The following is a 22803-nucleotide window of genomic DNA, read 5'->3' on the forward strand; positions in this document are numbered from 1 at the left end:
AGGTCGGGTTCACAATCGAGTTTATGACCTCTCCTGACCTGAGTCCCATCCTCGAGGAGCTGGCCGCCGGACGGATCACCCCGGCCGAGGCCTCCCGCCGCATCGACGCCCTCAACGCCGCGCCCGCCGCCGGCACGACGGCGCCCGCCAGCCCCGAGCCCACCGACGACACCGTGCACGGGCGTCCCCAGCACGCCACCCACCGCTCCGAGCGCATCTGGCCGCTGGTCGAGGACGACGTCCCCGCGGACGAGCCCTCCGACCCCGAGCCGAGCGACCCCGAGCCCGCCGACGACGGCACCGGCCCGACCCGCGGCAGCGTCAACGGCATCGAGCGGGTGTCCCTGCGGGTGGTCGGGCGCCGGGTGCGCATCATCGGCGACCGCAAGATCTCCACCGCCTCGGTCGAGGGGCCCAACGTGGTGACCCGCCGCGGCACCGTCCTGGAGATCACCAGCGAGGGCGAGGTCGGCCCCTCCTTCGACGGCTTCTCCGTGCTCCGCCCGCCCCGCAGCCTGGACGACGTCCGCGCCCTGGGGCTGGGCAAGGAGCTGGTGGTCCGGGTCAACCCGATCCTTACCGTCGACGCCTCGGTCACCGCGGGCAGCCTCAGCACCGAGAAGGTGCCCTACCTCGGCGACGTCCGCGTCACCGCCGGCGGGGCCAAGCTGCTCGACGTCGCCGCGGTCGAGGACGCGCTGGTCCAGGCCGGTCAGGCCACCGTCCGGGGCACGCTGCGGAACGGGCGCTCCCGGATCCGGGTCGAGTCCGGTTCGCTGAACATCCAGCTCGACGACCGCTCCAGCGTCACCATCCACTCCGACGCCCAGCTGGGCAAGGTGAGCTGGTCCGGCCAGCACTCCGGGGCCGGGGACGAGGTCGTGATGGGGGAGGGCAACGCCCGCCTCGACGTCGGCGTCGTGATGGGGCACGCGCAGGTCCGGGTCGGCACGGCCAAGGCCGACGCGTGAGCGAGGAGGGACGCCACACCCACGCGACCGCCCACCGGGCACCGAGCACCTGCCCGGTCTGCGACTCCAGCCTGCAGCTGACCCGGCTCGGCTGCCCGGGCTGCGGTACCGAGATCGCGGGGATCTTCGAGCAGTGCCGCTTCTGCGCCCTCAGCAGCGACGACCTGGAGACCCTGACGGTGTTCCTGGCCTCGCGCGGCAACCTGCGCGAGGTGGAGAAGCACCTGGGCGTCTCCTACCCGACGGCCCGGCAGCGCTTCGGGCAGCTGCTGGACCGGCTCGGTCTGGGCACCGAGCAGACCGCGCCGGCGGTCGACCGCGACCAGGTCCTGGCCGACGTGGCCAGCGGTCAGATCACCCCCGCCGAGGCCCAGCGGCTGCTCGGCGGCGGCTGAGCAGCCACGGACGCTCGACCCCGTCCGTCCGGCCACCGCGCCGACTGCGGGCGGGTCGTCGACGTGCGCTCGGAGGAGCGACGAGGTGAACGCCCTCGCGGCCCCGGTCAGTCCGGGCGAGGAGCGTCCGGTCCGACCGCCCCCGTCCCCGTCGTCGAGTGCGCTCGAGTCGTCGCCGCACGATGCCGCAGCCGACGAAGCGGCCGCACTCGTCGGCGTCGTCCGGCCGTTCCCGGCAGCGAGTGCGGGCGGATCGTCGCCGCGTACCCGGCCGGAGCGACGCCTTGACCGCACTCGCCGTCCAGGGCAGGCCGACTCGCCGCCCGGGTCAGCACGGGGGAGGGCCGGGAGGAGCGGGGGCACGCGGGTGACGCGGAACGGGGGCGACCCCAGGACGACGAACGCCGCCCGGGCCAGGAGGCCCGGGCGGCGTCGTGGCGCCTGGATCCGGTCAGGACCGGAAGGGCTCGACCTTCACGATGGTGACGGAGATCGGCTTGCCGTTCGGTGCGGTGTAGGTGACCTCGTCGCCCCTGCGGCGGCCGAGGATCGCGCTGCCCAGCGGCGACTGCGGGCTGTAGACGTTGATGTCGTCGGCGGCCTCGTCCAGGCCCAGCACCTCCCGCGAGCCGAGCAGGAAGGTGTCGGTGTCGGAGGTGTCGCCGTCGAAGGCGATGGTGATCCGGGTGCCGGCGGCGACCTCGTCGGGGTCGTCGGGGGCGTCGCCCACCTCGGCGCGTCGCAGCATGTCGGTGAGCTGGCGGATCCGGGCCTCCATCTGGCCCTGCTCCTCGCGGGCGGCGTGGTAGCCGCCGTTCTCCTTCAGGTCACCCTCGTCACGGGCGGCGGCGATCGCCGCGGTGACTTCGTCACGACCCACGTTGACGAGGTGGTCCAGCTCGGCCCGGAGCTTGTCGTGGGCCTCCTGGGTCAGCCAGATCGTGTTCGCGTCGGTCTTTTCCATCGGACGAGACTAGCAGCGGGGGCGGCTCGGGCCCGGCTGCAGCGCCGACCGGGCTCCGCTCAGAGCACCTCGCACCCGTCGAAGCTCACCGCGGCGGCCGTGCGGAAGGTGCGCACCGGCACCAGCTGCTGCACCAGCGCCTCACCGCCCGGGCCGAGCTCGACCTCCACCTCGCCCACCCGCTCGAAGTTCAGCGCCTGGGCGATCAGCAGGCAGCTCACCGCCGTGGACGGGTCGGCGCGCTGGATGCTGACGGTGACGTCCACCTGCTGCTCGGAGATCACGTAGCGGTCGACCCGCGCGCTGACCGGGGGCACGGACTGGTCCACGGCCGTCCAGACCAGCCAGGCCAGCGCCACCACCGCGGCGAGCGCGAGCGCCACCAGCGCGGGGGGAGTGCTGAGCCGGGAACGGGGGTAGCGGCGCCGGATGCGCTCGGCGTCGGCGTCCGTCGTGGGGCCGGGTCGGGCGTGCGCCGCGGAGCGGGCGGCCGCCGGGTCGGGTCCGTCGGTGCTCGCGGAGGTCGGGACGGGTTCGGGCACCGGTCCATCCTCCCACCCGGCGCGCGCTAGCCTGTCCGCCGTGCTGGAGAACCGACCGGTCCGGGTGGACGCCCAGGGCGAGCCGCTGCGACTGCTGCACGTGCACGCCCACCCCGACGACGAGTCGAGCAAGGGCGCGGCCACCACGGCGAGGTACGTCGCCGAGGGGGTCGAGGTGGTCGTGGCCACCTGCACGGGCGGGGAGCGCGGCTCCATCCTCAACCCCGCCATGGAGCGTCCCGACATCCTGGCCAACATCTCCGAGATCCGCCGGGCCGAGATGGAGGCCGCGCGCGAGATCCTCGGCGTCCGCCAGGTCTGGCTGGGCTTCGTCGACTCCGGGCTGCCCGAGGGCGACCCGCTGCCCCCGCTGCCGGAGGGATGCTTCGCGCTGACCGACCCGGCGGAGTCCTGCGCCCCGCTGGTGGCGCTGATCCGCGAGCTGCGCCCGCACGTCATCACCACCTACGACGAGAACGGTGGCTACCCGCACCCGGACCACATCATGTGCCACCGGGTGACGCTCGCGGCGTGGGAGGCGGCGGCCGACCCCCAGGCGTTCCCCGAGCTCGGCGAGCCCTGGGCGGCCCCCAAGCTCTACTACCACTTCTCCTTCCACCACGACCGGATGATGGCGCTGCACGAGGCGATGCTGGCCCACGGGATGGAGTCGCCGTACGCCGAGCGGCTGGACGGCTGGGTGCGCGACCCCGCCCACCAGGACCGGATCACCACCCGGGTGCCCTGTGCGGAGTACTTCTCGGTCCGGGACAAGGCGCTGCTGGCCCACGCCACCCAGGTCGACCCGGACGGGGCCTGGTTCGCGGTGCCGCTGCACGTGCAGACCGCGGTCTGGCCCACCGAGGACTACGAGCTGGCCCGGAGCAGGATCGGCCCGACGCGTCCCGCCGAGGGGTTCGAGGACGACCTCTTCGCCGGGATCGCGGTCCCCGCGCCGTAGCCCGCGACCCCTCCACGAGGGGCCTCCACGGCGGCGCGGTGGCCCCGTGCCCGGCGCCCTCGGTGGCACGTCCACGGTGCCGCCCGGACGGCGGGCCGGGAGTAGGGTCGTCGGCATGGAGGACATCGCCCTGTCGCCGAACTGGACCCCGCTGCTGCTGGTGGTCCTGCTCGCCGTCGTCTGCACGCTGCTCTACCTGGCGATGCGCCGTCAGCTGCGCCGGCTGCACGCCAACTGGTCACCCGCCAGCCCGAGCAGCCCCGACCCCGACGACACCACCCGGCAGTGACGCCGAGCCGGGTCCCGCGCCGGCTGCGAGGCCTCGGGGCGCTGCTGGGTGTGCTGCTGCTGACCCTGGCCGGCTGCCAGGCGGGCAGCTCGCAGCAGCAGGGCGGCACCGACCTGCTGGCCGTGGGTCTGGTGGCCGAGCCGGCCAACCTGGACTTCACCACCGCCGACGGGGCCGCCATCCCGCAGGCGCTGCTGTACAACGTCTACGAGACCCTGGTGAAGCTGGACGGCGAGGGTGCGCTGGTGCCCTCGCTCGCCACGTCCTGGGAGGTCAGCGAGGACCGGCTGACCTACACGTTCACGCTGGTCGAGGGAGCCACCTTCAGCACCGGAGCCCCCTTCACCGCCGAGGACGCGGTGTTCTCCATCGAACGCGTGCAGACCGGCTGGACGACCTCGCTGGCCCGCGCGATGGACGCCGTCGAGGAGGCCACCGCCACCTCACCGACCACCCTCGAGGTCACCCTCTCCGAGCCGTCCAACGACTGGCTGTTCCGGATGGCCACCCGGGTCGGGGCGATGTTCTCCCGCACCGGCGTCGACGACCTGGCCACCACGCCGGTGGGCACGGGCCCCTACACCTTCACCCGCTGGAACCGGGGGGACTCGATCACCCTCACCCGCAACGCCTCCTACTGGGGCAGCGCGCCGGTCTTCGGCGAGGTGGTGCTGCGCTACTTCAAGGACGCGACGGCGCTGAACAACGCGATGCTGTCGGGCACCATCGACGTGGTCGGCACGGTCCAGGCACCGGAGTCGCTGGAGCAGTTCACCTCCGACCCCCGCTTCCAGGTCATCGAGGGCACCACCACCGCCGAGGTGGTCCTCGCCTTCAACCGCTCCCGCGCGCCGCTGGACGACGTCGACGTGCGCCGGGCCATCAAGCACGCGATCGACCACCAGGCCCTGCTCGACACCTGCTGGGCCGGGCGCGGGACGCTGATCGGCTCGATGGTGCCGCCCACCGACCCCTGGTACGAGGACCTGACCGGGCTCTACCCCCACGACCCCGGCCGCGCCCGTGAGCTGCTCGCCGGGACGTCGGCGGAGGAGGCGACGCTGCGGCTGCGGGTGCCCAACCTGCCCTACGCCGTCGCCTGCGGGCAGGTGGTGAAGAGCCAGCTGGAGCAGGTGGGGCTGGAGGTCGAGCTGGACACCCTGGAGTTCCCGGCCGCCTGGCTGCAGACCGTCTACACCGACGCCGACTACGACCTGTCGATCATCGCCCACGTCGAGCCGCGCGACCTGCGCACCGTCTTCGGCGACCCGGACTACTACACCCGCTACGGCGAGCCGGAGCTGGTGGAACGGCTCGACGCCGCCGACGTCGGCACCGAGGCCGAGCAGATCGAGGAGATGCGGGCCGCGGCGCGGATGCTGGCCGAGGACGCTGCGGCGGACTGGCTCTTCCTGCTGCCCAACCTGGTGGTGGCCGAGCAGGGCATCACCGGGCTGCCGCAGAACGCGGTCAGCGAGTCCTTCGACCTGTCCGGGCTCGGGAGGGCCTGAGGCGGTGCTGCTGCGCGTCCTGACCCGGGCCGCCGTGCTGCTGGCCAGCCTGGCGGTCGCCTCCGTGGTCGTGTTCGGCTTCATGACGGTGCTCCCCGGCGACCCGGCCCGGGTGGCGCTGGGGGTGAACGCCTCGGAGCAGGCGGTGCAGCAGCTGCGTCGCGACTTCGGGCTGGAGCGCCCGCTGACCGCCCAGTACCTGGACTGGGTCGGCGGGATGCTCCGCTTCGACTTGGGGGAGTCCTACGTGTCCCGGGCCGCGATCGCCCCGCAGATCGCCGACCGGCTGCAGGTCAGCCTGTGGCTGGTGGCTGCGGGGATGCTGGTCGCGGTGCTGCTGGCGGTCCCGCTGGGGTCGGTGGCGGCGTGGGCGCACCGCTCGCCGCTGGGCGTCCTGCTCGCCGCGGTCTCCCAGCTCGGGGTGGCGGTGCCGGCCTTCCTGGCCGGGATCCTGCTGGTCGCAGTCTTCTCCGTGGGTCTCGGCTGGCTGCCCGCCGGCGGCTGGACCCCGCCGGCCCAGGACCCGGTCCGCTTCCTGTCCCAGCTGGTGCTGCCCGCCCTGTCGCTCGGGCTGGTGCAGGGCGCGGTGCTCTCGCGCTACGTCCGCAGCGCGGTGCTGGACGTCCTGGGCGAGGACCACCTGAGGACCGCGCGGGCCAAGGGGCTGCGTCCGGTCCAGGCGCTGCTGCGCCACGGGCTGCGCAACGCCGCGGTGCCGGTGGTGACGGTGCTGGGGCTGCAGCTGGCCACCCTCCTGGTCGGGGCCGTGGTGGTGGAGCGCGTGTTCGTGGTGCCCGGGCTCGGCAGCCTGCTGCTGGACAGCGTCGCCAACCGCGACCTGATCGTCATCCAGGACGTGGTGATGCTGCTGGTGGCGGCGGTGCTGCTGGTGAACTTCGTGGTCGACCTGCTCTACGTGGCGCTGGACCCCCGGCTCCGGGTGGGCACCCGGTGAGCACGATCCCGCTGGACGTCGCCCCCGAGGGCCTGGGCCCGTCGGTGCGTCACGGTGCCCGCGGCCGGGTCGCCCTGCTGGTCGGCGGCGCCCTCGTCGCCTGCGTGCTGCTGGCCGCCCTGGTCTCCTTCGCCTGGACGCCGCACGACCCGACCTTCGTGGACGCCGGCGCGCGGCTGCGCGGACCGGGCGCGGAGTACTGGCTGGGCACCGACCGCTTCGGGCGCGACCTGGTCAGCCAGCTGATGGTCGGCGCCCGGACCACCGTCTACGTCGGGGTGGTGGCGGTCGGGGTGGCCGCGCTGCTCGGGGTGCCGCTGGGGGTGGCTGCCGCCATGGCGCCGCGCTGGCTGGGGGAGCTGGTGATGCGGGCCAACGACCTGCTGCTGGCCTTCCCGGCGCTGCTGCTGGCGGTGATGCTGGCCGCGGTGCTCGGGGCCGGCACCGGCGTGGCCATGATCGCCATCGGCGTCTCCACCGTCCCGGCCTTCGCCCGGGTGGTGCGCGCGGGCAGCATGCAGGTGCTGGGGAGCGAGTACGTGCTGGCCGCGCGGGCGGCCGGCCGCGGACGTCTGGGCGTGGCGGTGCACCACGTGCTGCCCAACGTGGCCGGGCTGGTGGTGGTGCAGTCCTCGGTGTCCTTCGCCATCGCGGTGCTGGCCGAAGCCGCGCTGTCGTTCCTCGGGTTCGGGACGCCGCCGCCCACGCCGTCGTGGGGCCGGATGCTGCTGGAGAGCCAGTCGATGCTGTTCACCGACCCCCGGCTGGCCGTGGTTCCCGCGGTGGCCGTCGCGGTGGCCGTGCTCGGGCTCAACCTGCTGGGCGACGGCCTGCGCGACCGGTTCGACCCCCGGCTGGAGGGGCGACGGTGAACGCGGCCGTGAGCGCACCGGTGCCGGTGCTGCGGGCGTCCGGGCTGGGGGTCTGGGCCGGCTCGACACCGCTGGTGCAGGACCTCCACCTCGAGGTCCACCGGGGGGAGCGCGTCGGGCTGATCGGGGAGTCCGGGTCGGGGAAGTCGGTCACCGCGCTGGCCCTGATGGGGCTGCTGCCGCCCGGGCTGACGGCGATCGGCTCGGTGCGGGTGGCCGGGGTGGACCGGGACCTGGTCGGGGCCCCGGAGCCGGTGCTGTCCCGGGTCCGCGGCTCGCTGGTCTCGATGGTCTTCCAGGAGCCGATGACCGCCCTGGACCCCACCATGCGGGTCGGTCGCCAGGTGGCGGAGGTGCTGCAGGTGCACCGCCTCGCCGCCTCCCGGGCCGAGGCGGACCGGGCCGCGGTGGAGCTGCTGGACCGGGTCGGGCTGCCCGAGCCCGCCCGGACCGCCCGGGCCTGGCCGCACCAGCTCTCCGGCGGGCAGCGGCAGCGGGTGGTGCTGGCCATCGCCCTGGCCGGGGAGCCCGGGCTCCTCATCTGCGACGAGCCCACCACCGCCCTCGACGTCACCGTCCAGGCCCGCGTGCTGGAGGTCGTCGACGCCGAGCTGGCCGAGCGCGACGCCGGCTGCCTGTTCATCACCCACGACCTCGCGGTGGTGGCGCGCATGTGCGAGCGGGTGCTGGTCCTGCACCGGGGACGGGTGGTGGAGGCCGGGCCCGTCCGGCGGGTGCTGACCGAGCCTCGCCACCCCTACACCCGGGGGCTGCTCGCCGCCTCCGACCTGACCCGCACCGACGCCGACGGTCGGCTGGTCACCGTCCCCACGCTGCCGGTGGCCCGGCCCGGCGTCGTCCCCGCATGGGAGGGCACCCCCGAGGACGGGTGGGCCGTGCTGGAGGAGGCCTCGTGACCGCGATCACCGTCACCGACGTCACCCGGGTGTACCGGCGTCCGCGGACGTCGCTGACCGGCCCACCACCGATGGTGCACGCCCTGCGCGGGGTGAGCCTGGAGGTGGCCGAGGGCGAGCAGTTCGGCATCGTGGGGGAGTCCGGCTGCGGCAAGTCCACCCTGCTGCGGATCGTCGCCGGTCTGGACCGCCCGACCAGCGGCACCGTGGAGGTCCTCGGGCACCGCGTCGACGGTCAGCCCGAGCGGCGGCTGCGACCGCTGCGACGCTCGCTGCAGCTGGTGCTGCAGGACCCGATGAGCTCGCTGGACCCGCGGATGCGGGTGGGGGACGTGGTGGCCGAGCCCCTGGTGGCCCAGCGGCTGCCCGGCCGGCGCGAGCGGGTCGCGGAGGTGCTGGCCGAGGTGGGTCTGCCCGCCGACGCCGCCGACCGCTACCCGCACCAGTTCTCCGGTGGTCAGCGCCAGCGGATCTCGATCGCCCGGGCCCTCGCCCCGCGACCGAGGATCCTGGTGGCCGACGAGCCGGTCAGCGCGCTCGACGTCTCGGTGCGGGCCCAGGTGCTCAACCTGGTCACCGACCTGGTGCAGCGCCACGGGCTCACCCTGGTGCTGGTCTCCCACGACCTCGGGGTGGTGCGGCACATGTGCACCCGGGTCGCGGTGATGGCGGAGGGGGAGGTCGTGGAGACCGGCCCGACGGAGCGGCTGTGGCGTGATCCCCAGCACCCGTGGACCCGGCGGCTGGTGGACGCGGTGCCCGAGCTCGGGCGGGAGCTGTCCGCACGCGACCGGTGACGGCCGTCGCGCCGGCGGTCAGCCCCTCGCCTCCGGCGGGCGGTGCTCAGGCCCCGCCCGGCTGCTCCCGGTCCGTGGGCCGGCGACCGCCGAGGTGGGTGGCGAAGTGCTCCACGACGGTGCGGTGCAGACGGATCTGGTTCTCCGGGTTCTCGAAGCCGTGCCCCTCGTCGGCGGCCAGGAGGTACTCCACGGGCACGCCCCGCTCCCTCAGCGAGGCGACGATGTTGTCCGACTCCGCCTGGACCACCCGGACGTCGTTGGCGCCCGCCGCGACCAGCAGGGGGGTGCGGATGCGGTCGACCAGGGTGATCGGGGACCGCTGCAGCATGTCCTCGCGGGCGGCGGGGTCCTCGGGATCGCCGAGGTAGGCGTACCAGTTGTTGACCAGCAGCGGCCGCAGGAAGGGCGGCAGGGTGGCCAGGAAGTTCGTCAGGTCGGAGATGCCCACGTAGTCGACGGCCGCGGCGAAGCGGTCCGGGGTGGTGGTGACCCCGACCAGGGCGGCGTAGCCGCCGTAGGAGCCGCCCATGATGGCGATCCGGTCGGGGTCGGCGTACCCCTGCTCGACCGCCCAGTCCGCGGCGTCCAGGAGGTCGGTCTGGGTGCCGCGGCCGATCTCGCCGACAGCGGCGGTCAGGTGGCGCCGTCCCTGACCCACCGAGCCGCGGTAGTTGACCTGCAGCACGGCGTACCCGCGGTTCGCGAGCAGCTGGGCGGCGGGGCTGAACTCCCAGGCGTCGCTGAACCAGGGGCCGCCGTGCACCAGCAGCACCAGCGGCAGCCGCACCGGCTCGACCCCCACCGGCAGCGTCAGGAAGGCGGGCAGGGGCAGACCGTCCCGTGCCGGGAACGTGACCGGGACCACGGGTGCCAGTTCGGCAGGGTCCAGCAGCGGGTGGGCGCGGAAGAGCTCACGGCTCTCCCCGGTGGCCCGGTCGTGGAACCACGTCACCCCCGGCTCGCGGTCGGAGGTGAAGGTGGCCACCCAGCGCCGCCCCGAGTCGTCGGAGGTGGCGGTCTCCAGCACCCCGTCCGACAGCCCGGACAGCGCGGCCTGCACCTCGGCGAAGTGCTCGTCCACCGCCTCGACCCGTGGTCGCTCACCGGCGAACCGGGCCGCCAGCACCGCGCCGGTGCGCCGGTCGAGGAGGAGCACGGGGGGCAGGACGCCCGGAGCGGCCGCGCCCCGGATCTCCAGGTCGTGCCCCTCGACGGCGGCGACCACGCTCTCCTCCCCGGTCTCCCGGTCGATGCGCACCAGCCTCAGGTCGTCGGAGTCCTGGTAGACGCCCACCAGCAGCCCCTTCCCGTCCGGGGTCACCAGCTGGGGGTTCACCCCCACGGGGTACTCGACCCCGACCATCCGGCGCACCAGCCGCCGCTCGCCCGTGGCGGCGTCGATCGCGAAGAACTCGTAGCTGCCGTCCTCGGTCTGGCGGGAGTCGAAGGCCGGTTGCCCGTCGCGGTCCAGCAGGAGGTTGCGGGTGGGGTCGTCCTGCCTGAGGTGGACCGTCGTGGCGCCGGTGGCGACCTCGATCATGAAGTAGTCGAACGCGGCAGGCCGCTCGTTCATCACCACCAGGACGTCGCCGGGTCGCGAGGCCACCGGCTCGGTGCTCAGCACGCGGCCCCCCGGTGGCAGCGGCGTCAGGTCCACCGCCGGCTCCTCAGGCGCAGCGAGGTCCACCCGGAACAGGTGCCAGTCCTCGTTGCCGTCGGTGTCCTGCAGGTACAGCAGCCAGCGGGGGTCGTCGGTCCAGTAGTAGTTCGTGATGCCGCGCCGGGAGTCGTGGGTGACGCAGACGGCGCTCGCGTGGTCCTCCTCGACCCCCCGCACCCACACGTTCCTGCGTCCGTGCGCCGGTGCCAGGTAGGCGATGCGCGACCCGTCGGGGGAGATCGAGGCACCGGAGGACGCCGGGTCGGCGAAGAGCTCCTCCACCTCGATGCTCCGGGGTGTGGCGTGCTCTGCTGCGGTCGTCATCGGTGCTCCTCGTCGTGGGATCGGTGCCTCGGTGCGTCGGCACGGGACGTGTGCTGCGGCCGGTCCGCCGGGCGATGACCGCAGTCCACACCGTGTTCCCGGCACAGGGTCAAGGGCGGGGACGGGCGCGGAGACCCGGTCGCGATCAGCGGTCGACGGCTGCCGGGGGCAGGCCTAGTTGTTCGCGATCCCGTCGAGGAGCCAGTGGTAGCGGAGCCGCAACGCCCGGTCCACGCTCGCGAGGACGGCGCCGGCCCCGAGGCCGATGTTGAGCCACAGCGGCAGGTGGATCGGGGACTCGAACCGGGCCAGGTGCTCGGCGAGGGGTGGGATCGCCGAGAGGTGGTCCGGAAGCTGCAGGACGTTCAGCCCGATGCCGACCACCAGCAGCACCACCGACACCACGCCGATCCAGCGGTTCAGCAGCGGGTGCTCGCGCTCGAGGCGGACGCGGCGTCCGGCGGCGGACCCCGGGTCCGGGACGAGCTGCTGCTCGGCACCGCCGTCGGGGAGGTAGTGCAGCCGACGCAGCCCGAAGTCGCTCAGCACCACCTCGATCGTCCCGCCCTCGACCGGGAACGCCGCCGGGAGCCGGGACCGTGCGTGGTGCCTGCCGTCGCGGTAGAGGTGGGCCAGGGCGCCGTCCTCACCGCCCTGCCGGCCCCAGTGGCGGACGTCGACCGCGTACGCCACCTCGCCGCCCTCGTGGCCGTGGAGCTGGAGGCGGAACAGCTTGCGCCCCGACACCAGGTGCCACCAGCGGAACGGCTGCAACGGACGACCGTCGCCGGGCTCGACGCGCCTCTGCAACCTCTTCCGCCGCCACTCCCGCAGCATCAGCCGACCTCGTCGGGGAGGACCGCGGGAGGCCGTCGGCCGTGGTCGGTGTCGGTCATCAGGTCCTCCGTGGTGCTGCGGGCGTCCGTCCGGGGACGTGATCGCCCTCCCCGCCGGCGGACCGGGTGCCGGGCACCTGGTCCGGGACCCAGCCGACACCATGTCCTGGGGACAGGGTCAAGGTCCGGTCACGGCGGTGCACCTGACGCGGCGGACGAGGCCCTCCCTGCCGACCGCGACGGAGCCCTCCCCGCCGACCGCGACGGAAGGGTCAGGCGGCGCCGTAGGTGGCGATGGAGATCGCGGCGTAGTGGCAGACGAAGGCGCCGATGGTGGCGGCGTGGAAGATCTCGTGGAAGCCGAACCAGCGCGGCGAGGGGTTGGGGCGCTTGCGGGCGTACACGACGGCGCCGAGGGTGTACATCAGCCCGCCGGCGATGATCAGGGTGAGCACCAGCCAGCCGCCGTTGGCCAGGAACTGCGGCAGCCAGCCCAGGGCGGCCCACCCCATGGCGATGTAGAGCACCGTGTAGAGCCAGCGCGGCGCGGACAGCCAGAGGACGCGGAACACCAGCCCCAGCGCCGCCGCACCCCAGACGATGCTGAGCAGCAGCACCCGCGAGCCGCCCTCCAGCATGGTCAGGGCCATCGGGGTGTACGTCGCGGCGATGAAGATGAAGATGTTGGCGTGGTCCATCCGCCGCAGCACCGCCTCGGCGCCGGCCCCCCAGTAGAAGCGGTGGTACAGACCGGAGACGCCGAAGAGCAGCAGCGAGGCGACCAGGAACACCGCGCCACCGATCTTGCCCTCCGGGGTGGGGGCCAGCACGACCAGCACGATGCCGGCGACGACGGCGAGCGGCGCCGTGGCGGCGTGCAACCAGCCACGCAGCCGTGGCTTGATCTCCCGCGCCAGGCCGGTCAGGGGGTCGGGGCCGGGGTCCTTGGACGATGCCCAGGTCGCCATCCGGTGTCCTCCCGCCCGGCTCCGCGGTCCCTCCGAGGTGCTCACCGGGGAAGCCTAACCGCCCGCGCCCACCCGGGCGGTCCGGCGTAGGGTGCCCTACATGGCGCGCGCGATCCACCTCCGGGAGCTGATCGACCGCCTCCACCCCGCGGGCCTGCTGTACAGCACCTACGAGCACCGGCTGCTGGCCGAGCTGGACCCGGACGCCCTGCCCAAGCACGTCGCGGTGCTGGCCGACGGCAACCGCCGCTGGGCCCGGCTGAACGCGCCGGGGGAGCCGCTGGTGGCCGGCTACCGGGCCGGGGCCCGCAAGCTCAAGGAGTTCGTCGAGTGGTGCGACGAGGCCGGGGTCGAGGTGGTCACGCTCTGGGTCCTCTCCACCGACAACTTCGGACGCATCACCGCCAGCGAGATCGAGCCGCTGCTGGAGGTGATCGAGCAGATGGTGGCCGACCTGGTCGCCGCCCGCCGCTGGCCGGTCAAGGCCGTCGGCGCCCTCGACCTGCTGCCCGAGGTGACCGCGGACCGGCTGCGCGAGGCCGGCCGGGAGACCCTGCGCATCGACGGCATGCACATCAACATCGCCATCTCCTACGGCGGGCGGCACGAGCTGCGCGACGCCGTCCGCTCCCTGCTGGCCGACCACGCCCGCCGCGGCACCTCGATCGAGGAGCTGTCCCGGACGCTGGAGATCGACGAGATCGGCGAGCACCTCTACACCCGCGGCCAGCCCGACCCCGACCTGATCATCCGGACCTCCGGGGAGCAGCGGCTCTCGGGCTTCCTGATGTGGCAGTCCGCGCACAGCGAGTTCTGGTTCTGCGACGCCCTGTGGCCGGACTTCCGCAAGGTGGACTTCATCCGCGCCCTGCGTTCCTTCTCCGAGCGGGAGCGCCGGTTCGGGCGCTGAGTAGGGATCGATACCAGAACGAGACCGGACTGGGATGAGATCGTGCTCGTCTGACGGGTACCGGCTGGAGACGATGGGTTCTCCACCGACAGGAGAGCACGATGACCACCCCCGACGCGACGGCGTCGCGCCCGCTGGACGGGACGTCCGCGCCCGCGGCGCCGTCCGCGCCCACCCGCCGGGTGCTGGTGGTGTGCTGGCTGGTGGTCCTGCTGGGTGGCTACCACCTGATCGGGCTCGCGGTCGTGCTGCCCACCCTGCTCGCCACCTCGGCCCTGGGGCTGGACGTCCTCGGCGCCACCCTGGCCGCCACCGCCTCGCTGGCGGGGGTCGCTCTCGGGGCTGCCTGGCACCGACCGCTGCTGCGGGCCGGCGGACCGCGGACGGCCCTGGTGGTGGCCGCGGCGGCCTCGAGCCTGGCCCAGCTGATCACCCCGGCGGTCGGCACCTCGGTCGGCTTCGTGCTGCTCCGGCTGACCACCGGGCTCGGGATCGGGCTCGGGCTGCCGGTGGTGGTCGCGGTGCTGTCACGGCGGTCCGCCCGCCGCCGCAGCACCATCGTGTGGACCAGCACCGCCTACCACGCCGGTGCGGTGCTGGCCGTGCTGGTGGGGCTGGTGCTGCTGCCGTCCTGGCGCGGGCACTTCCTGCTCGGCGGGCTCTGCGGTCTGGCGCTGCTGCCGGTGGTGTGGCGCACCGTGCCCCGCTCCTGGCTCCTCGGTCAGCCGGTCGAGGTGGCGGGGGAGGCGGTCCGGGAGCTGGTGACCTGGCGGCACCGCTGGGTCGGGCTCGCCGGCCTGACCGCCGCCTTCACCGCGCTGGCCCTGGTGCAGGGGCTGAACACCTGGTTCCCCACCCTGCTCGCGGCCTCGGGTCACGACGGGGTATCGTCCCTGCTGCTCCTGCTGGTGCTCAACGTGGGCGCGCTGGCCGGGCTGCTGGCCGCCGACGCCGTGGCTCGGACGCTGGGTCCGCGGCTCGGTGTGCTGGTCTGGTTCTCCCTGGCCGCGGTGGGGCTGGCGCTGCTCAGCGTCCCCACCCTGGAGGTGCCGGTGATGGTGCCGCTGGTGCTGCTGACCGGCGCGCTGGTGGCCAGCACCCAGACGCTGGTGCAGGTCTACCTGACCGCCGTGGTCCCCGTCTCGACCCGCCAGGCCGCCAGCGGGCTCGTCATCCACCTGGGCCGCGCCGGGGGGATGGTCGGGGTGGCGGCCGTGGGGCTGGCGACGTCCGGGCTCGGCGTCGACTTCGCCTTCCAGCTGCTGGCCGCCACGGCCCTGCTGGGCCTGCTGGTGATGGTCGTGGTCACGCCGCGGACGGTCGAGCTGCCGCAGCGGTGACCGGCGGTCGACCGGCAGGTGTCCATCGCGTGTCGGTGTCCGCGGCACCGGCGTGTCAGTCCGGCGACGGGTCGTCCGAGTCGTACGTTCGGCTCGCGGGCAGAGGGGAAGCTGCCCACCCGGAGGCGCATGCAGATGGGCACCACACGGTCGCTGAGGCGGCCACCAGCAGGGCTCCGGCCGACCACGTAGAGCGTGGGGCCGGCGGGTGGTGACGCGCGGCCCCGGACAAGGACGATTGTGACCCACGAGTCCCGTCTGCCGGCCGACGCCGGGGACGCACAGCGCAAGACCTACGTCATCGACACCTCCGTGCTGATCAGCGACCCGCGGGCCCTCTCGCGCTTCGCCGAGCACGACGTCGTGCTGCCGGTGGTGGTGATCACCGAGCTGGAGGCCAAGCGCCACCACCCCGAGCTCGGGTACTTCGCCCGCGCGGCCCTGCGCCACCTGGACGACCTCCGGGTGGCCCACGGCCGGCTGGACGCGCCCGTGCCCGTCACCGACTCGGGTGGGACGGTGCGCGTCGAGCTCAACCACACCGACCCGACGGTGCTGCCGGCCGGGTTCCGGCTGGGGGACAACGACTCCCGCATCCTCGCCGTGGCGCTGAACTTCGCCGCCGAGGGCCGTGACGTGGTGCTGGTGTCCAAGGACCTGCCGATGCGGGTGAAGGCGTCCGCGGTCGGCCTGCCGGCCGAGGAGTACCGCGCCGAGCTGGCCCCGGAGTCGGGGTGGACGGGGATGGCCGAGCTGCACGCCCGTGCGGACGAGATCGACACCCTCTACGCCGACGGGGTGGTCGACCACGACGACGCCCGCGACCTGCCCTGCCACACCGGCGTGGTGCTGCTCGGCCACGGGACGTCCGCGCTGGCCCGGGTGACGCCGGCCAAGCAGCTCAAGCTGGTCAAGCAGGACCGGGACGCCTTCGGCATCCACGGGCGCTCGGCGGAGCAGCGGATCGCCCTGGACCTGCTGCTGGATCCCTCGATCGGCATCGTCTCCCTCGGCGGGCGGGCCGGGACGGGCAAGTCCGCGCTGGCCCTCTGCGCGGGTCTGGAGGCGGTGCTGGAGCGCCGGCAGCACTCCAAGGTGATCGTCTTCCGCCCGCTCTACGCGGTCGGTGGTCAGGAGCTGGGCTTCCTGCCGGGCACCGAGAACGAGAAGATGGCGCCCTGGGCCCAGGCGGTGTTCGACACCCTGGGAGCGGTGGCCGGGCGCTCGGTGATCGACGAGGTGCTGGACCGGGGGCTGCTCGAGGTGCTGCCGCTGACCCACATCCGCGGTCGCTCGCTGCACGACGCCTTCGTGATCGTGGACGAGGCCCAGTCGCTGGAGCGCAACGTGCTGCTCACCGTGCTGAGCCGGATCGGGCAGGACTCGAGGGTGGTGCTGACCCACGACGTGGCCCAGCGCGACAATCTGCGGGTGGGTCGCCACGACGGCGTGGTCGCGGTGGTGGAGAAGCTCAAGGGGCACCCGCTCTTCGCCCACGTCACCCTGACCCGCTCCGAGCGGTCGCCGATCGCGGCGCTGGTGACGGAGATGCTGGAGGGTGAGCCGCTGGGCTGAGCCCCGCATGGGTGGCGCGGGGGACGTCCTCGCGCCGCACCGTGCACCCCGACGGCAGCCACCGGGCGCCCGAGGCGGATGAACGAACCCCTAAGAACGGGCTCGAGTTTTTTTGTGTTGGGGTGCTGGCGATGTCTGCCGCCGGCCTCCCCGTCTCGTCGTGGCCGTCACCGCGACCCTGCTGTCGATGCTGGTGCTGGTCCGGCCGGAGGCCCCGGCCGCCGACGTGCCCGGCCCGTCCAAGACGGCGGTGGTGTCGACGGCTGGCGACGTCGGTCCGGTAGCGGAGGAGGACGACGAGGCTGCGCCTGGGCGGCCGCGGTGCAGCGGGCCTTCTCCTGCGGGGAGACGCGGGTCGCCCGCGACCCTGCGGAGGCCGAGGCCGAGGCGGCGGAGCGGGCGGCGACCCTGGCCACGTGGGCGAGCGACTCGAGCCCGGGATCGACCGGGCCCATGTGGAGGCCGCCGCCGAGGCCGGCCACGACCCCGCGTCACCAACCTAGACACCATCGCCCGCCAGGTCGTCGAGTGGCGCTACGGCTGGAGCGGGCGGCAGTGGGGCTTCATCGACGAGCTGATCACCCAGGAGTCCTGCTGCGACCCCCGCGCGGTCAACCCGAGCACGGGCGCCTACGGGCCGGTCCAGGCGCTCACGGCCGAGAAGCTCGCCACCGCCGGCGACGACTGGCGCACCAACCCGGCCACGCAGCTTGCGCTGGGACTTCGACTACATCGAGCAGCGCTACGACACGCCATGCCAGGCCTAGTCCTTCTAGCTCGCGCACAACTGGTACTGAGCGTGTGGCTGGCCGCTTGAAGACACCGATCTAGCGCTGAGATAACACCGGTTAGGCCAATGGTTGTCACCGTCTAGGCCGATGAGTGCCCGGCTCTGGCCGTTGCAGGGCCTCGAAGTGGCCGCCGGTCGACTTCGCTGTGGCCGGTCCGTCAGCGTGAGCGGAACTGGCGGGCACCCGGAAGGTGTCCGCCGTACGGCGGACAAGGTCGGCGACATCCCCCGCCACCTTGGCCCCACCGACCAACCAGCATCCCGATACGCCGTCAAAGTGTGACGGCTGCGCGACGGTTCAGGCAGGCGTTCACGTTAGCAATGCAGAGGCACTCCTCCTGACACGCCTCAACGCCCCCGCCTCGGCGCAACGGCTTCGCGAGCGCGCGGGCATGAGCCCACGCCACCGGCGCGCCTCCTGCACCGCGCGGGGCAAGTCGTGTAAAGAGGAAGCCGCGACACACTTGTGCCGCTCTACGACAGGCGTTTCCTTCCCCACGCCGATGGCCTTGGGGAGCCTGTATGCCCGAGACACCCGGACACCGCCACAGTGGCGCTGCGACGCACGCTAGCGACGCCCCGCGCCACGGGGACGCAGACACGCCCTGCGACCGCTGCTCCAGCGGGCCGATCATCTCTAGCACAAGTGTCGGTGGTCACCTCTACGCTGCCAGAGAGACGACGAGGGGAGACAAGTGATGACCGGTGCTTACGCCTCGCACGGCCCAATCTCTGACCCGTTCCACGGCCAGAGGTTCCAAATTCTTGCCCTCGATGGCGGCGGAGCGAAGGCACTCTTCACCGCCCACGTCCTGGCACACGTCGAAGAAGACCTCGGCATCTCGATCACCGACCACTTCGACCTAATCGCGGGTACATCCGCTGGAGGCATCGTCGCGCTCGGTCTAGGAGCGGGTCTCCGCCCGAATAAGATCGCCGACCACTTCGGTGACCTCGTGGACCGCGTCTTCCCGGCTCGCCTGCAACGTCGGGCACGCCTCAGCCGCCTCCGACAGCCCGCCTACGATAGTGATGTCCTCCACGAGGTACTAGTCGAAGTCCTAGGCGACCGCACGCTAGGTGACAGTTGCAAACGGTTGGTCATCCCGTCTTGGGACCTGCAGCGCGGCGAAGTCCACATTTTCAAGACCCGCCACAACGAACGGCTCACTAGGGACTGGCGCATCAAGATGGTCGACGTCGCCCTCGCAACGACGGCGGCACCCACCTACTTCAGAGCGGCCCGAGTCCGAGACGCGCCGCTCGTTGACGGCGGTGTCTGGGCCAACAACCCGTCGGTACTGGCGATCGGTGAAGCTGTCAGCATGCTGGGCGTACCGCTGGAAACCATTCGAGTCTTGAACGTCGGAACGATGGAGCCATTCACCGACAGCCCTGACCGCCTGGAGAATGCTGGCCTCCTTGGCTGGGGACCGAAGGCCGCTAGCGTCATTCTCAATGCCAGCAGCAGGGGCGGGATGGGTACCGCCATGCACCTGGTCGGCTTCGACGACTTCGTCCGATTTGACGCCCCCGTCCCACCCGGAAAGTTCGGCCTCGACCGGATCAAGGCCGAGTCCGTCAAGGGATATGCGTCCGCCATTAGCCGAAACCTAGCCCCCGAGTTCATCGCGAAGTTCGCCGACCACACCGCACCCGTCTTCACCCCGTTGCCCGCGCCCTCGGCACCCAGCGAGCCATGCGCAGATGCCCTGCCCGAAGGAGACCTCTGATGGAACACGTCACACACTTCAAGAACCTGCTAAAGGACTCAGTGAATCTGCCCGACGGGAAATTGATGACCCTCGGTGACCGCGTCGATAAGATCTATGCCGCCATCAAGTCCGCGGACCTCGAAACTTCAGTCCTAAGTAAGAAGCGCCAGGGCTCATGGGCTCAGCGCACCATCATTAACCCGCCGAAGGACGTCGAGTTCGACGCCGACTTCATGCTCGAACTCGAAGAGGTCACGGGCTGGTCGCCGGCCGACTACAACGATGCCGTCTACCAGGCCCTCGGCAACGACCCCGTCTACGGTCAGATGGACAAGCCGGTCGAGGCCAAGAACCGCTGCATCCGCGTCTCTTACGCCAACGACATGCACGTTGACGTCGTGCCTTACGTCATCCGCGCCGACGGTGGCGAGCACATCATCAACGCCGAGACGGACGAGTGGGAGCCGAACAACTCCGACGGGTTCACCGCATGGATGAAGAAGAAGGACGACCTCACTGACGGCAACATGCGTCGCGTCATCCGCCTGTTGAAGTATCTCCGTGAGCACCGAGGTTGGTATGAGGACACGGTCTCGATCATCCTCACAACCGTCGTCGGTACCACCATCAAGCCCGAGAACCTCCTCGCCGACTCCGGGTGCTACGCCAACGTGCCAGTGAGTTTCGGGCGCATCGTGTCCGACCTCGCCCAATGGGCGCGTGACAACGAGACGCGGCCCGACGTCGAAGCCGACCAAGGCACGACCTTCACGCACCGATGGACCGAGTCCAAGTACCAGCAGTTCCGCACCGACATCCAAGACCTCGACACCAAGGTCGCCGCAGCTCTCGCGGCGACCGACGAAGAGGAGAGCCTCGAACTATGGCGCGACCTCTTTGGCACAGGCTTCAAGGCAGCCGACTCCTCGTCTAACGCGTCATCTAAGTTTCCGAAAATCGGTACCGGAGCTGCCGTAGGTGCGGGCGGCGACGGCTCAGAGACGTCCACGAGCCGCAGCGGTAAGGCCGGGTGACTAGGAAGCGGCCCTCACGACCAGCGCTCACCAAATGGCAACGACGCGCGCTGGCGGAGTTGCGCGCCCAAGCCAAGCACCAACCCGGCACGCTGAGTGTCGGCGCACAAGACCGCGACGATGACGGGAACCTCTACGTCTGCTTCAGCCTTGCCACGGGCGACCTTCCCGCGCCGACCCTCGACGGTTTGACGTTCAAGTCGGTCGAACAGCTTGTTCTTCTCGTCGAACCAACTGATGACCGCCCGCCCACCGTGCTCCTAGGGCACTCCCGGTTCATCGGGATACCTCACGTGCTGTCCGGCTTCTACCTCTGCCTCTACCTCGACGAGTCCCGAGAGTGGGACCCAGAAGCAGGCATCGACGGCAAGAACGGTGTTCTCAACCGACTCTGGGACTGGATGGAGAAGGCCACCCAAAACACGTTCAATCCCGACACTGCGCTGTTCCATGCCGTCGGGGGTGTCCCGCACATCACTCCAGGCACCCCGAGCATCGTCGTCAGACAACTACCTGCGACCCATCTCCGCGTCGTCAGCGCGTACCTGCACCGGCGAACAGCCAACAGATACGACCTACAACGGAGCGCGGCACCCGGGGCTGAGACTGCCTACGTTCCGGTCTTCTTCGCCGACTCCGACATGCCGCTCGGGGCCGGACAGCAATACCTCGGAGAACTGCTCACTCGCATCCGGCACCCGCGACCACACGGGCTCCGCGCCTACGTCATCCCGCCGCGTCAGACCCGCCGCGTGAAAGAAGCACACCTCACCGAACACGCCATCACCGGAAACCGCGCCTACGGGTGCCGCGAATGGCTCGCAGCAAACCCACCTGCGCTCGACCCGCGGCCTTACGAGACCACCCCGGACGCCGCCCTCTTCACTGCCCTGGCTGCCAGCGCCAGTCGCAACCCCGACGGAACGCCTCAACGGCTCATCCTGGCCGTACCTCACCCGGTGGGAGGGCCACACCACCTTCTCGCGCTCCAACTTGCCCCAGCGCTCGCCGACGACCTCCGCGCCCTCGTCCGAGACAAGACCTCAACCCTGATCCCGTACGAGCCCGATCGCATCAACATGGCCGTACCTATCGAATGGTGCTTTGTGTCCGACGAACGCGCCGCCGTCACCATAAGACGCGACGCCGACCGCCCAGTGGCCGCCCTCCACGGCAAAACCGTCGCGGTCCTAGGCTGCGGAGGACTCGGCTCATGGATCGCCGAATTTGTGGCCCGGGCCGGAGCTAAGCGCATCATAATCAGCGACCACGGGCGCGTGACCGGCGGACTACTCGTGCGACAGAACTACATAGAAAACGACAACGGAACTGCAAAGGTTCTTGCCCTCCACGACCGACTCAAATCCATCAGCGACACCGTCCACGTCGAATCACACGGGCGGCTCACCACATCCCAACTCACCCAGATCGCGGTCGCCGCTGACCTCATCATCGACGCGACCATCAGCCTGAAAGTGTCTAAGCAACTCGACACCATCGCGACGCAGCCGCAGCGCAAGGCGTTCATTGCACAAGTCGCCACCGACGCCAGAAGTAGCACCCTCGGCTACGCCACAATCAACCCGCCCAACAGCGACGCGACCATGACCGACATGGACCACCACCTGCGCGACGAGGTCCGTGCTGACGGATCACTCGAACGCTACCGATATTTCTGGGAAGAGCCGGGCCCCGGAGACGAGTTCGTCCCAACGCGCGGATGCTCAGCCCCCACATTCCACGGCTCAGCTGCAGACCTGGCTGCCCTCGGCGGCGGACTAACCACCATGATCGCCAAGCACCTGATGATCCCCGACCGTGGCTCACACCTCATCGCCCTACCACACGCAGACGTCACACCCGGACACATGTACGTCCCATACGCGCCGCCGCCTAACTGATTTTCCGCATGAGGTGTTCGCACGAGCGTCTGAAGCGCGTGTTCAGGACGCCGATACCCGCTGGCCTGGCTATGGTCTATTACACGCGGGGCCGCCCACGCATCCGGTGAGTTCCGGCGAGTCACTCAGGGACGTGCAGACCAACGGCTCTCATGGAAGCGACAAGACGAGGCGTGCTTCGCCGCCGGAGCCTGCCATATCCTCGCGTGGACGTGCCGCGAGACCTACGCGACCGAGTTCATCCACCTCGCAGCCCTCCGCTTCAACGGCGACACGTCCCCTTCCACGTCTACGCGACATGGAAGGGGTGGCTCTCGACTTCACAGGGTGGCTTCCGATTCGGATCCGCTTAACGCAAACGCCGCGTTCGAGGGCCGTCCCTCGAATCGCATCCAGATCGCTCGCGGCCTGTCCACGCTCTGCGCCGAGCGTCGCCATCGCCTGCCACACCACGCTGCTGGACATCTAGCCCAAACATCGGCACAGACCTGAGCACTGGACCATCGGACCTTAGTGCTCCGTGGGGCGACGGAGCAGTGAGCGGCCCTGCGGCGACGAAGTACGCCATCAGCG

Annotated in this window: 21 protein-coding genes; 16 read left to right on the plus strand and 5 right to left on the minus strand. The window is 71.6% G+C overall.

The annotated features are described in order from the left end of the window. Positions 1 to 23: 23 nt before the first annotated feature. A complete protein-coding gene (locus BLT52_RS11795) occupies positions 24 to 971 on the plus strand; it encodes a hypothetical protein (protein ID WP_090593806.1) in 948 nt (315 codons plus the stop codon). Continuing rightward, positions 968 to 1366: a DUF2089 domain-containing protein gene (locus BLT52_RS11800; RefSeq protein ID WP_090593809.1), complete on the plus strand. Its 399-nt coding sequence runs from the start codon at positions 968 to 970 to the stop codon at positions 1364 to 1366. The genes BLT52_RS11795 and BLT52_RS11800 overlap by 4 nt, the downstream gene beginning before the upstream one ends. A gap of 451 nt (positions 1367 to 1817) precedes the next feature. Here the strand turns inward: BLT52_RS11800 and greA are convergent, their stop codons facing one another. Together greA and BLT52_RS20825 are read right to left on the minus strand one after the other, a co-directional pair. After that, positions 1818 to 2330, minus strand: coding sequence for a transcription elongation factor GreA (gene greA, locus BLT52_RS11805; protein WP_090593811.1), 513 nt, complete (start codon positions 2328 to 2330; stop codon positions 1818 to 1820). A gap of 59 nt (positions 2331 to 2389) precedes the next feature. Further along, a complete protein-coding gene (locus tag BLT52_RS20825) occupies positions 2390 to 2872 on the minus strand; it encodes a DUF4307 domain-containing protein (protein ID WP_231946282.1) in 483 nt (160 codons plus the stop codon). Between the two features lie 43 nt (positions 2873 to 2915). On the opposite strand from BLT52_RS20825, the gene mca reads away from it, so the two are divergent. From mca to BLT52_RS11840, 7 genes are all read left to right on the plus strand, one after another. Beyond that, positions 2916 to 3833 (plus strand): mycothiol conjugate amidase Mca, encoded by a 918-nt coding sequence (gene mca, locus BLT52_RS11815; protein ID WP_231946633.1) that lies wholly within the window; start codon positions 2916 to 2918, stop codon positions 3831 to 3833. Between the two features lie 115 nt (positions 3834 to 3948). Next, on the plus strand, positions 3949 to 4122 hold the full coding sequence (locus BLT52_RS20830) for a hypothetical protein (RefSeq protein WP_157677096.1): 174 nt from the start codon (positions 3949 to 3951) through the stop codon (positions 4120 to 4122). After that, entirely contained in the window at positions 4119 to 5633 is a 1515-nt protein-coding gene (locus BLT52_RS11820; RefSeq protein WP_172804031.1) for an ABC transporter substrate-binding protein, read from the plus strand. The genes BLT52_RS20830 and BLT52_RS11820 overlap by 4 nt, the downstream gene beginning before the upstream one ends. A 4-nt stretch (positions 5634 to 5637) precedes the next feature. Next, positions 5638 to 6588: an ABC transporter permease gene (locus BLT52_RS11825; protein ID WP_090593816.1), complete on the plus strand. Its 951-nt coding sequence runs from the start codon at positions 5638 to 5640 to the stop codon at positions 6586 to 6588. A gap of 44 nt (positions 6589 to 6632) precedes the next feature. Continuing rightward, positions 6633 to 7460 (plus strand): ABC transporter permease, encoded by an 828-nt coding sequence (locus BLT52_RS11830; RefSeq protein WP_090596671.1) that lies wholly within the window; start codon positions 6633 to 6635, stop codon positions 7458 to 7460. 20 nt (positions 7461 to 7480) lie between these two features. Next, positions 7481 to 8377, plus strand: a complete 897-nt coding sequence (locus BLT52_RS11835) for an ABC transporter ATP-binding protein (protein ID WP_090596673.1) — start codon at positions 7481 to 7483, stop codon at positions 8375 to 8377. Then, complete coding sequence (locus BLT52_RS11840) at positions 8374 to 9174, plus strand: ABC transporter ATP-binding protein (protein ID WP_231946283.1); 801 nt, start codon at positions 8374 to 8376, stop codon at positions 9172 to 9174. Before BLT52_RS11835 ends, BLT52_RS11840 begins: the two co-directional genes overlap by 4 nt. A 46-nt stretch (positions 9175 to 9220) precedes the next feature. Here the strand turns inward: BLT52_RS11840 and BLT52_RS11845 are convergent, their stop codons facing one another. The 3 genes from BLT52_RS11845 to trhA all read right to left on the minus strand — a co-directional run bounded on the left by BLT52_RS11845 (position 9221) and on the right by trhA (position 12965). Beyond that, a complete protein-coding gene (locus BLT52_RS11845) occupies positions 9221 to 11161 on the minus strand; it encodes a S9 family peptidase (protein WP_090593821.1) in 1941 nt (646 codons plus the stop codon). 174 nt (positions 11162 to 11335) lie between these two features. Next, positions 11336 to 11935, minus strand: a complete 600-nt coding sequence (locus BLT52_RS11850; RefSeq protein ID WP_197679018.1) for a hypothetical protein — start codon at positions 11933 to 11935, stop codon at positions 11336 to 11338. Positions 11936 to 12269: 334 nt separating this feature from the next. After that, positions 12270 to 12965 (minus strand): PAQR family membrane homeostasis protein TrhA, encoded by a 696-nt coding sequence (gene trhA, locus BLT52_RS11855; RefSeq protein ID WP_090593828.1) that lies wholly within the window; start codon positions 12963 to 12965, stop codon positions 12270 to 12272. A gap of 100 nt (positions 12966 to 13065) precedes the next feature. On the opposite strand from trhA, the gene BLT52_RS11860 reads away from it, so the two are divergent. The 7 genes from BLT52_RS11860 to BLT52_RS11885 all read left to right on the plus strand — a co-directional run bounded on the left by BLT52_RS11860 (position 13066) and on the right by BLT52_RS11885 (position 22230). Then, positions 13066 to 13875, plus strand: a complete 810-nt coding sequence (locus tag BLT52_RS11860; RefSeq protein WP_090596675.1) for an isoprenyl transferase — start codon at positions 13066 to 13068, stop codon at positions 13873 to 13875. A 101-nt stretch (positions 13876 to 13976) separates the two neighbouring features. Then, entirely contained in the window at positions 13977 to 15215 is a 1239-nt protein-coding gene (locus BLT52_RS11865) for an MFS transporter (RefSeq protein ID WP_090593831.1), read from the plus strand. 240 nt (positions 15216 to 15455) lie between these two features. Then, entirely contained in the window at positions 15456 to 16790 is a 1335-nt protein-coding gene (locus BLT52_RS11870) for a PhoH family protein (RefSeq protein ID WP_231946284.1), read from the plus strand. 187 nt (positions 16791 to 16977) lie between these two features. After that, entirely contained in the window at positions 16978 to 17607 is a 630-nt protein-coding gene (locus BLT52_RS21875) for an aggregation-promoting factor C-terminal-like domain-containing protein (RefSeq protein WP_456236374.1), read from the plus strand. A 671-nt stretch (positions 17608 to 18278) separates the two neighbouring features. Then, positions 18279 to 19313 (plus strand): CBASS cGAMP-activated phospholipase, encoded by a 1035-nt coding sequence (locus tag BLT52_RS11875; protein WP_090596678.1) that lies wholly within the window; start codon positions 18279 to 18281, stop codon positions 19311 to 19313. After that, positions 19313 to 20329, plus strand: a complete 1017-nt coding sequence (locus BLT52_RS11880; protein ID WP_090593834.1) for an SMODS domain-containing nucleotidyltransferase — start codon at positions 19313 to 19315, stop codon at positions 20327 to 20329. The genes BLT52_RS11875 and BLT52_RS11880 overlap by 1 nt, the downstream gene beginning before the upstream one ends. A gap of 188 nt (positions 20330 to 20517) precedes the next feature. Next, on the plus strand, positions 20518 to 22230 hold the full coding sequence (locus BLT52_RS11885) for a HesA/MoeB/ThiF family protein (protein WP_157677097.1): 1713 nt from the start codon (positions 20518 to 20520) through the stop codon (positions 22228 to 22230). The last annotated feature ends 573 nt before the right edge of the window (positions 22231 to 22803 follow it).

This window comes from Auraticoccus monumenti (assembly GCF_900101785.1).
GTDB classification, from domain to species: Bacteria; Actinomycetota; Actinomycetes; order Propionibacteriales; family Propionibacteriaceae; genus Auraticoccus; species Auraticoccus monumenti.

Excerpts from the sequence above, each read along its gene's own strand:
- BLT52_RS11845 (WP_090593821.1), bottom strand. The coding sequence starts at position 11,161 with ATGACGACCGCAGCAGAGCACGCCACACCCCGGAGCATCGAGGTGGAG.
- BLT52_RS11875 (WP_090596678.1), top strand. The coding sequence starts at position 18,279 with ATGACCGGTGCTTACGCCTCGCACGGCCCAATCTCTGACCCGTTCCAC.
- BLT52_RS20830 (WP_157677096.1), top strand. The coding sequence starts at position 3,949 with ATGGAGGACATCGCCCTGTCGCCGAACTGGACCCCGCTGCTGCTGGTG.
- BLT52_RS11865 (WP_090593831.1), top strand. The coding sequence starts at position 13,977 with ATGACCACCCCCGACGCGACGGCGTCGCGCCCGCTGGACGGGACGTCC.
- BLT52_RS11795 (WP_090593806.1), top strand. The coding sequence starts at position 24 with ATGACCTCTCCTGACCTGAGTCCCATCCTCGAGGAGCTGGCCGCCGGA.
- trhA (WP_090593828.1), bottom strand. The coding sequence starts at position 12,965 with ATGGCGACCTGGGCATCGTCCAAGGACCCCGGCCCCGACCCCCTGACC.
- BLT52_RS11880 (WP_090593834.1), top strand. The coding sequence starts at position 19,313 with ATGGAACACGTCACACACTTCAAGAACCTGCTAAAGGACTCAGTGAAT.
- BLT52_RS21875 (WP_456236374.1), top strand. The coding sequence starts at position 16,978 with ATGCTGGTGCTGGTCCGGCCGGAGGCCCCGGCCGCCGACGTGCCCGGC.
- BLT52_RS11860 (WP_090596675.1), top strand. The coding sequence starts at position 13,066 with ATGGCGCGCGCGATCCACCTCCGGGAGCTGATCGACCGCCTCCACCCC.
- greA (WP_090593811.1), bottom strand. The coding sequence starts at position 2,330 with ATGGAAAAGACCGACGCGAACACGATCTGGCTGACCCAGGAGGCCCAC.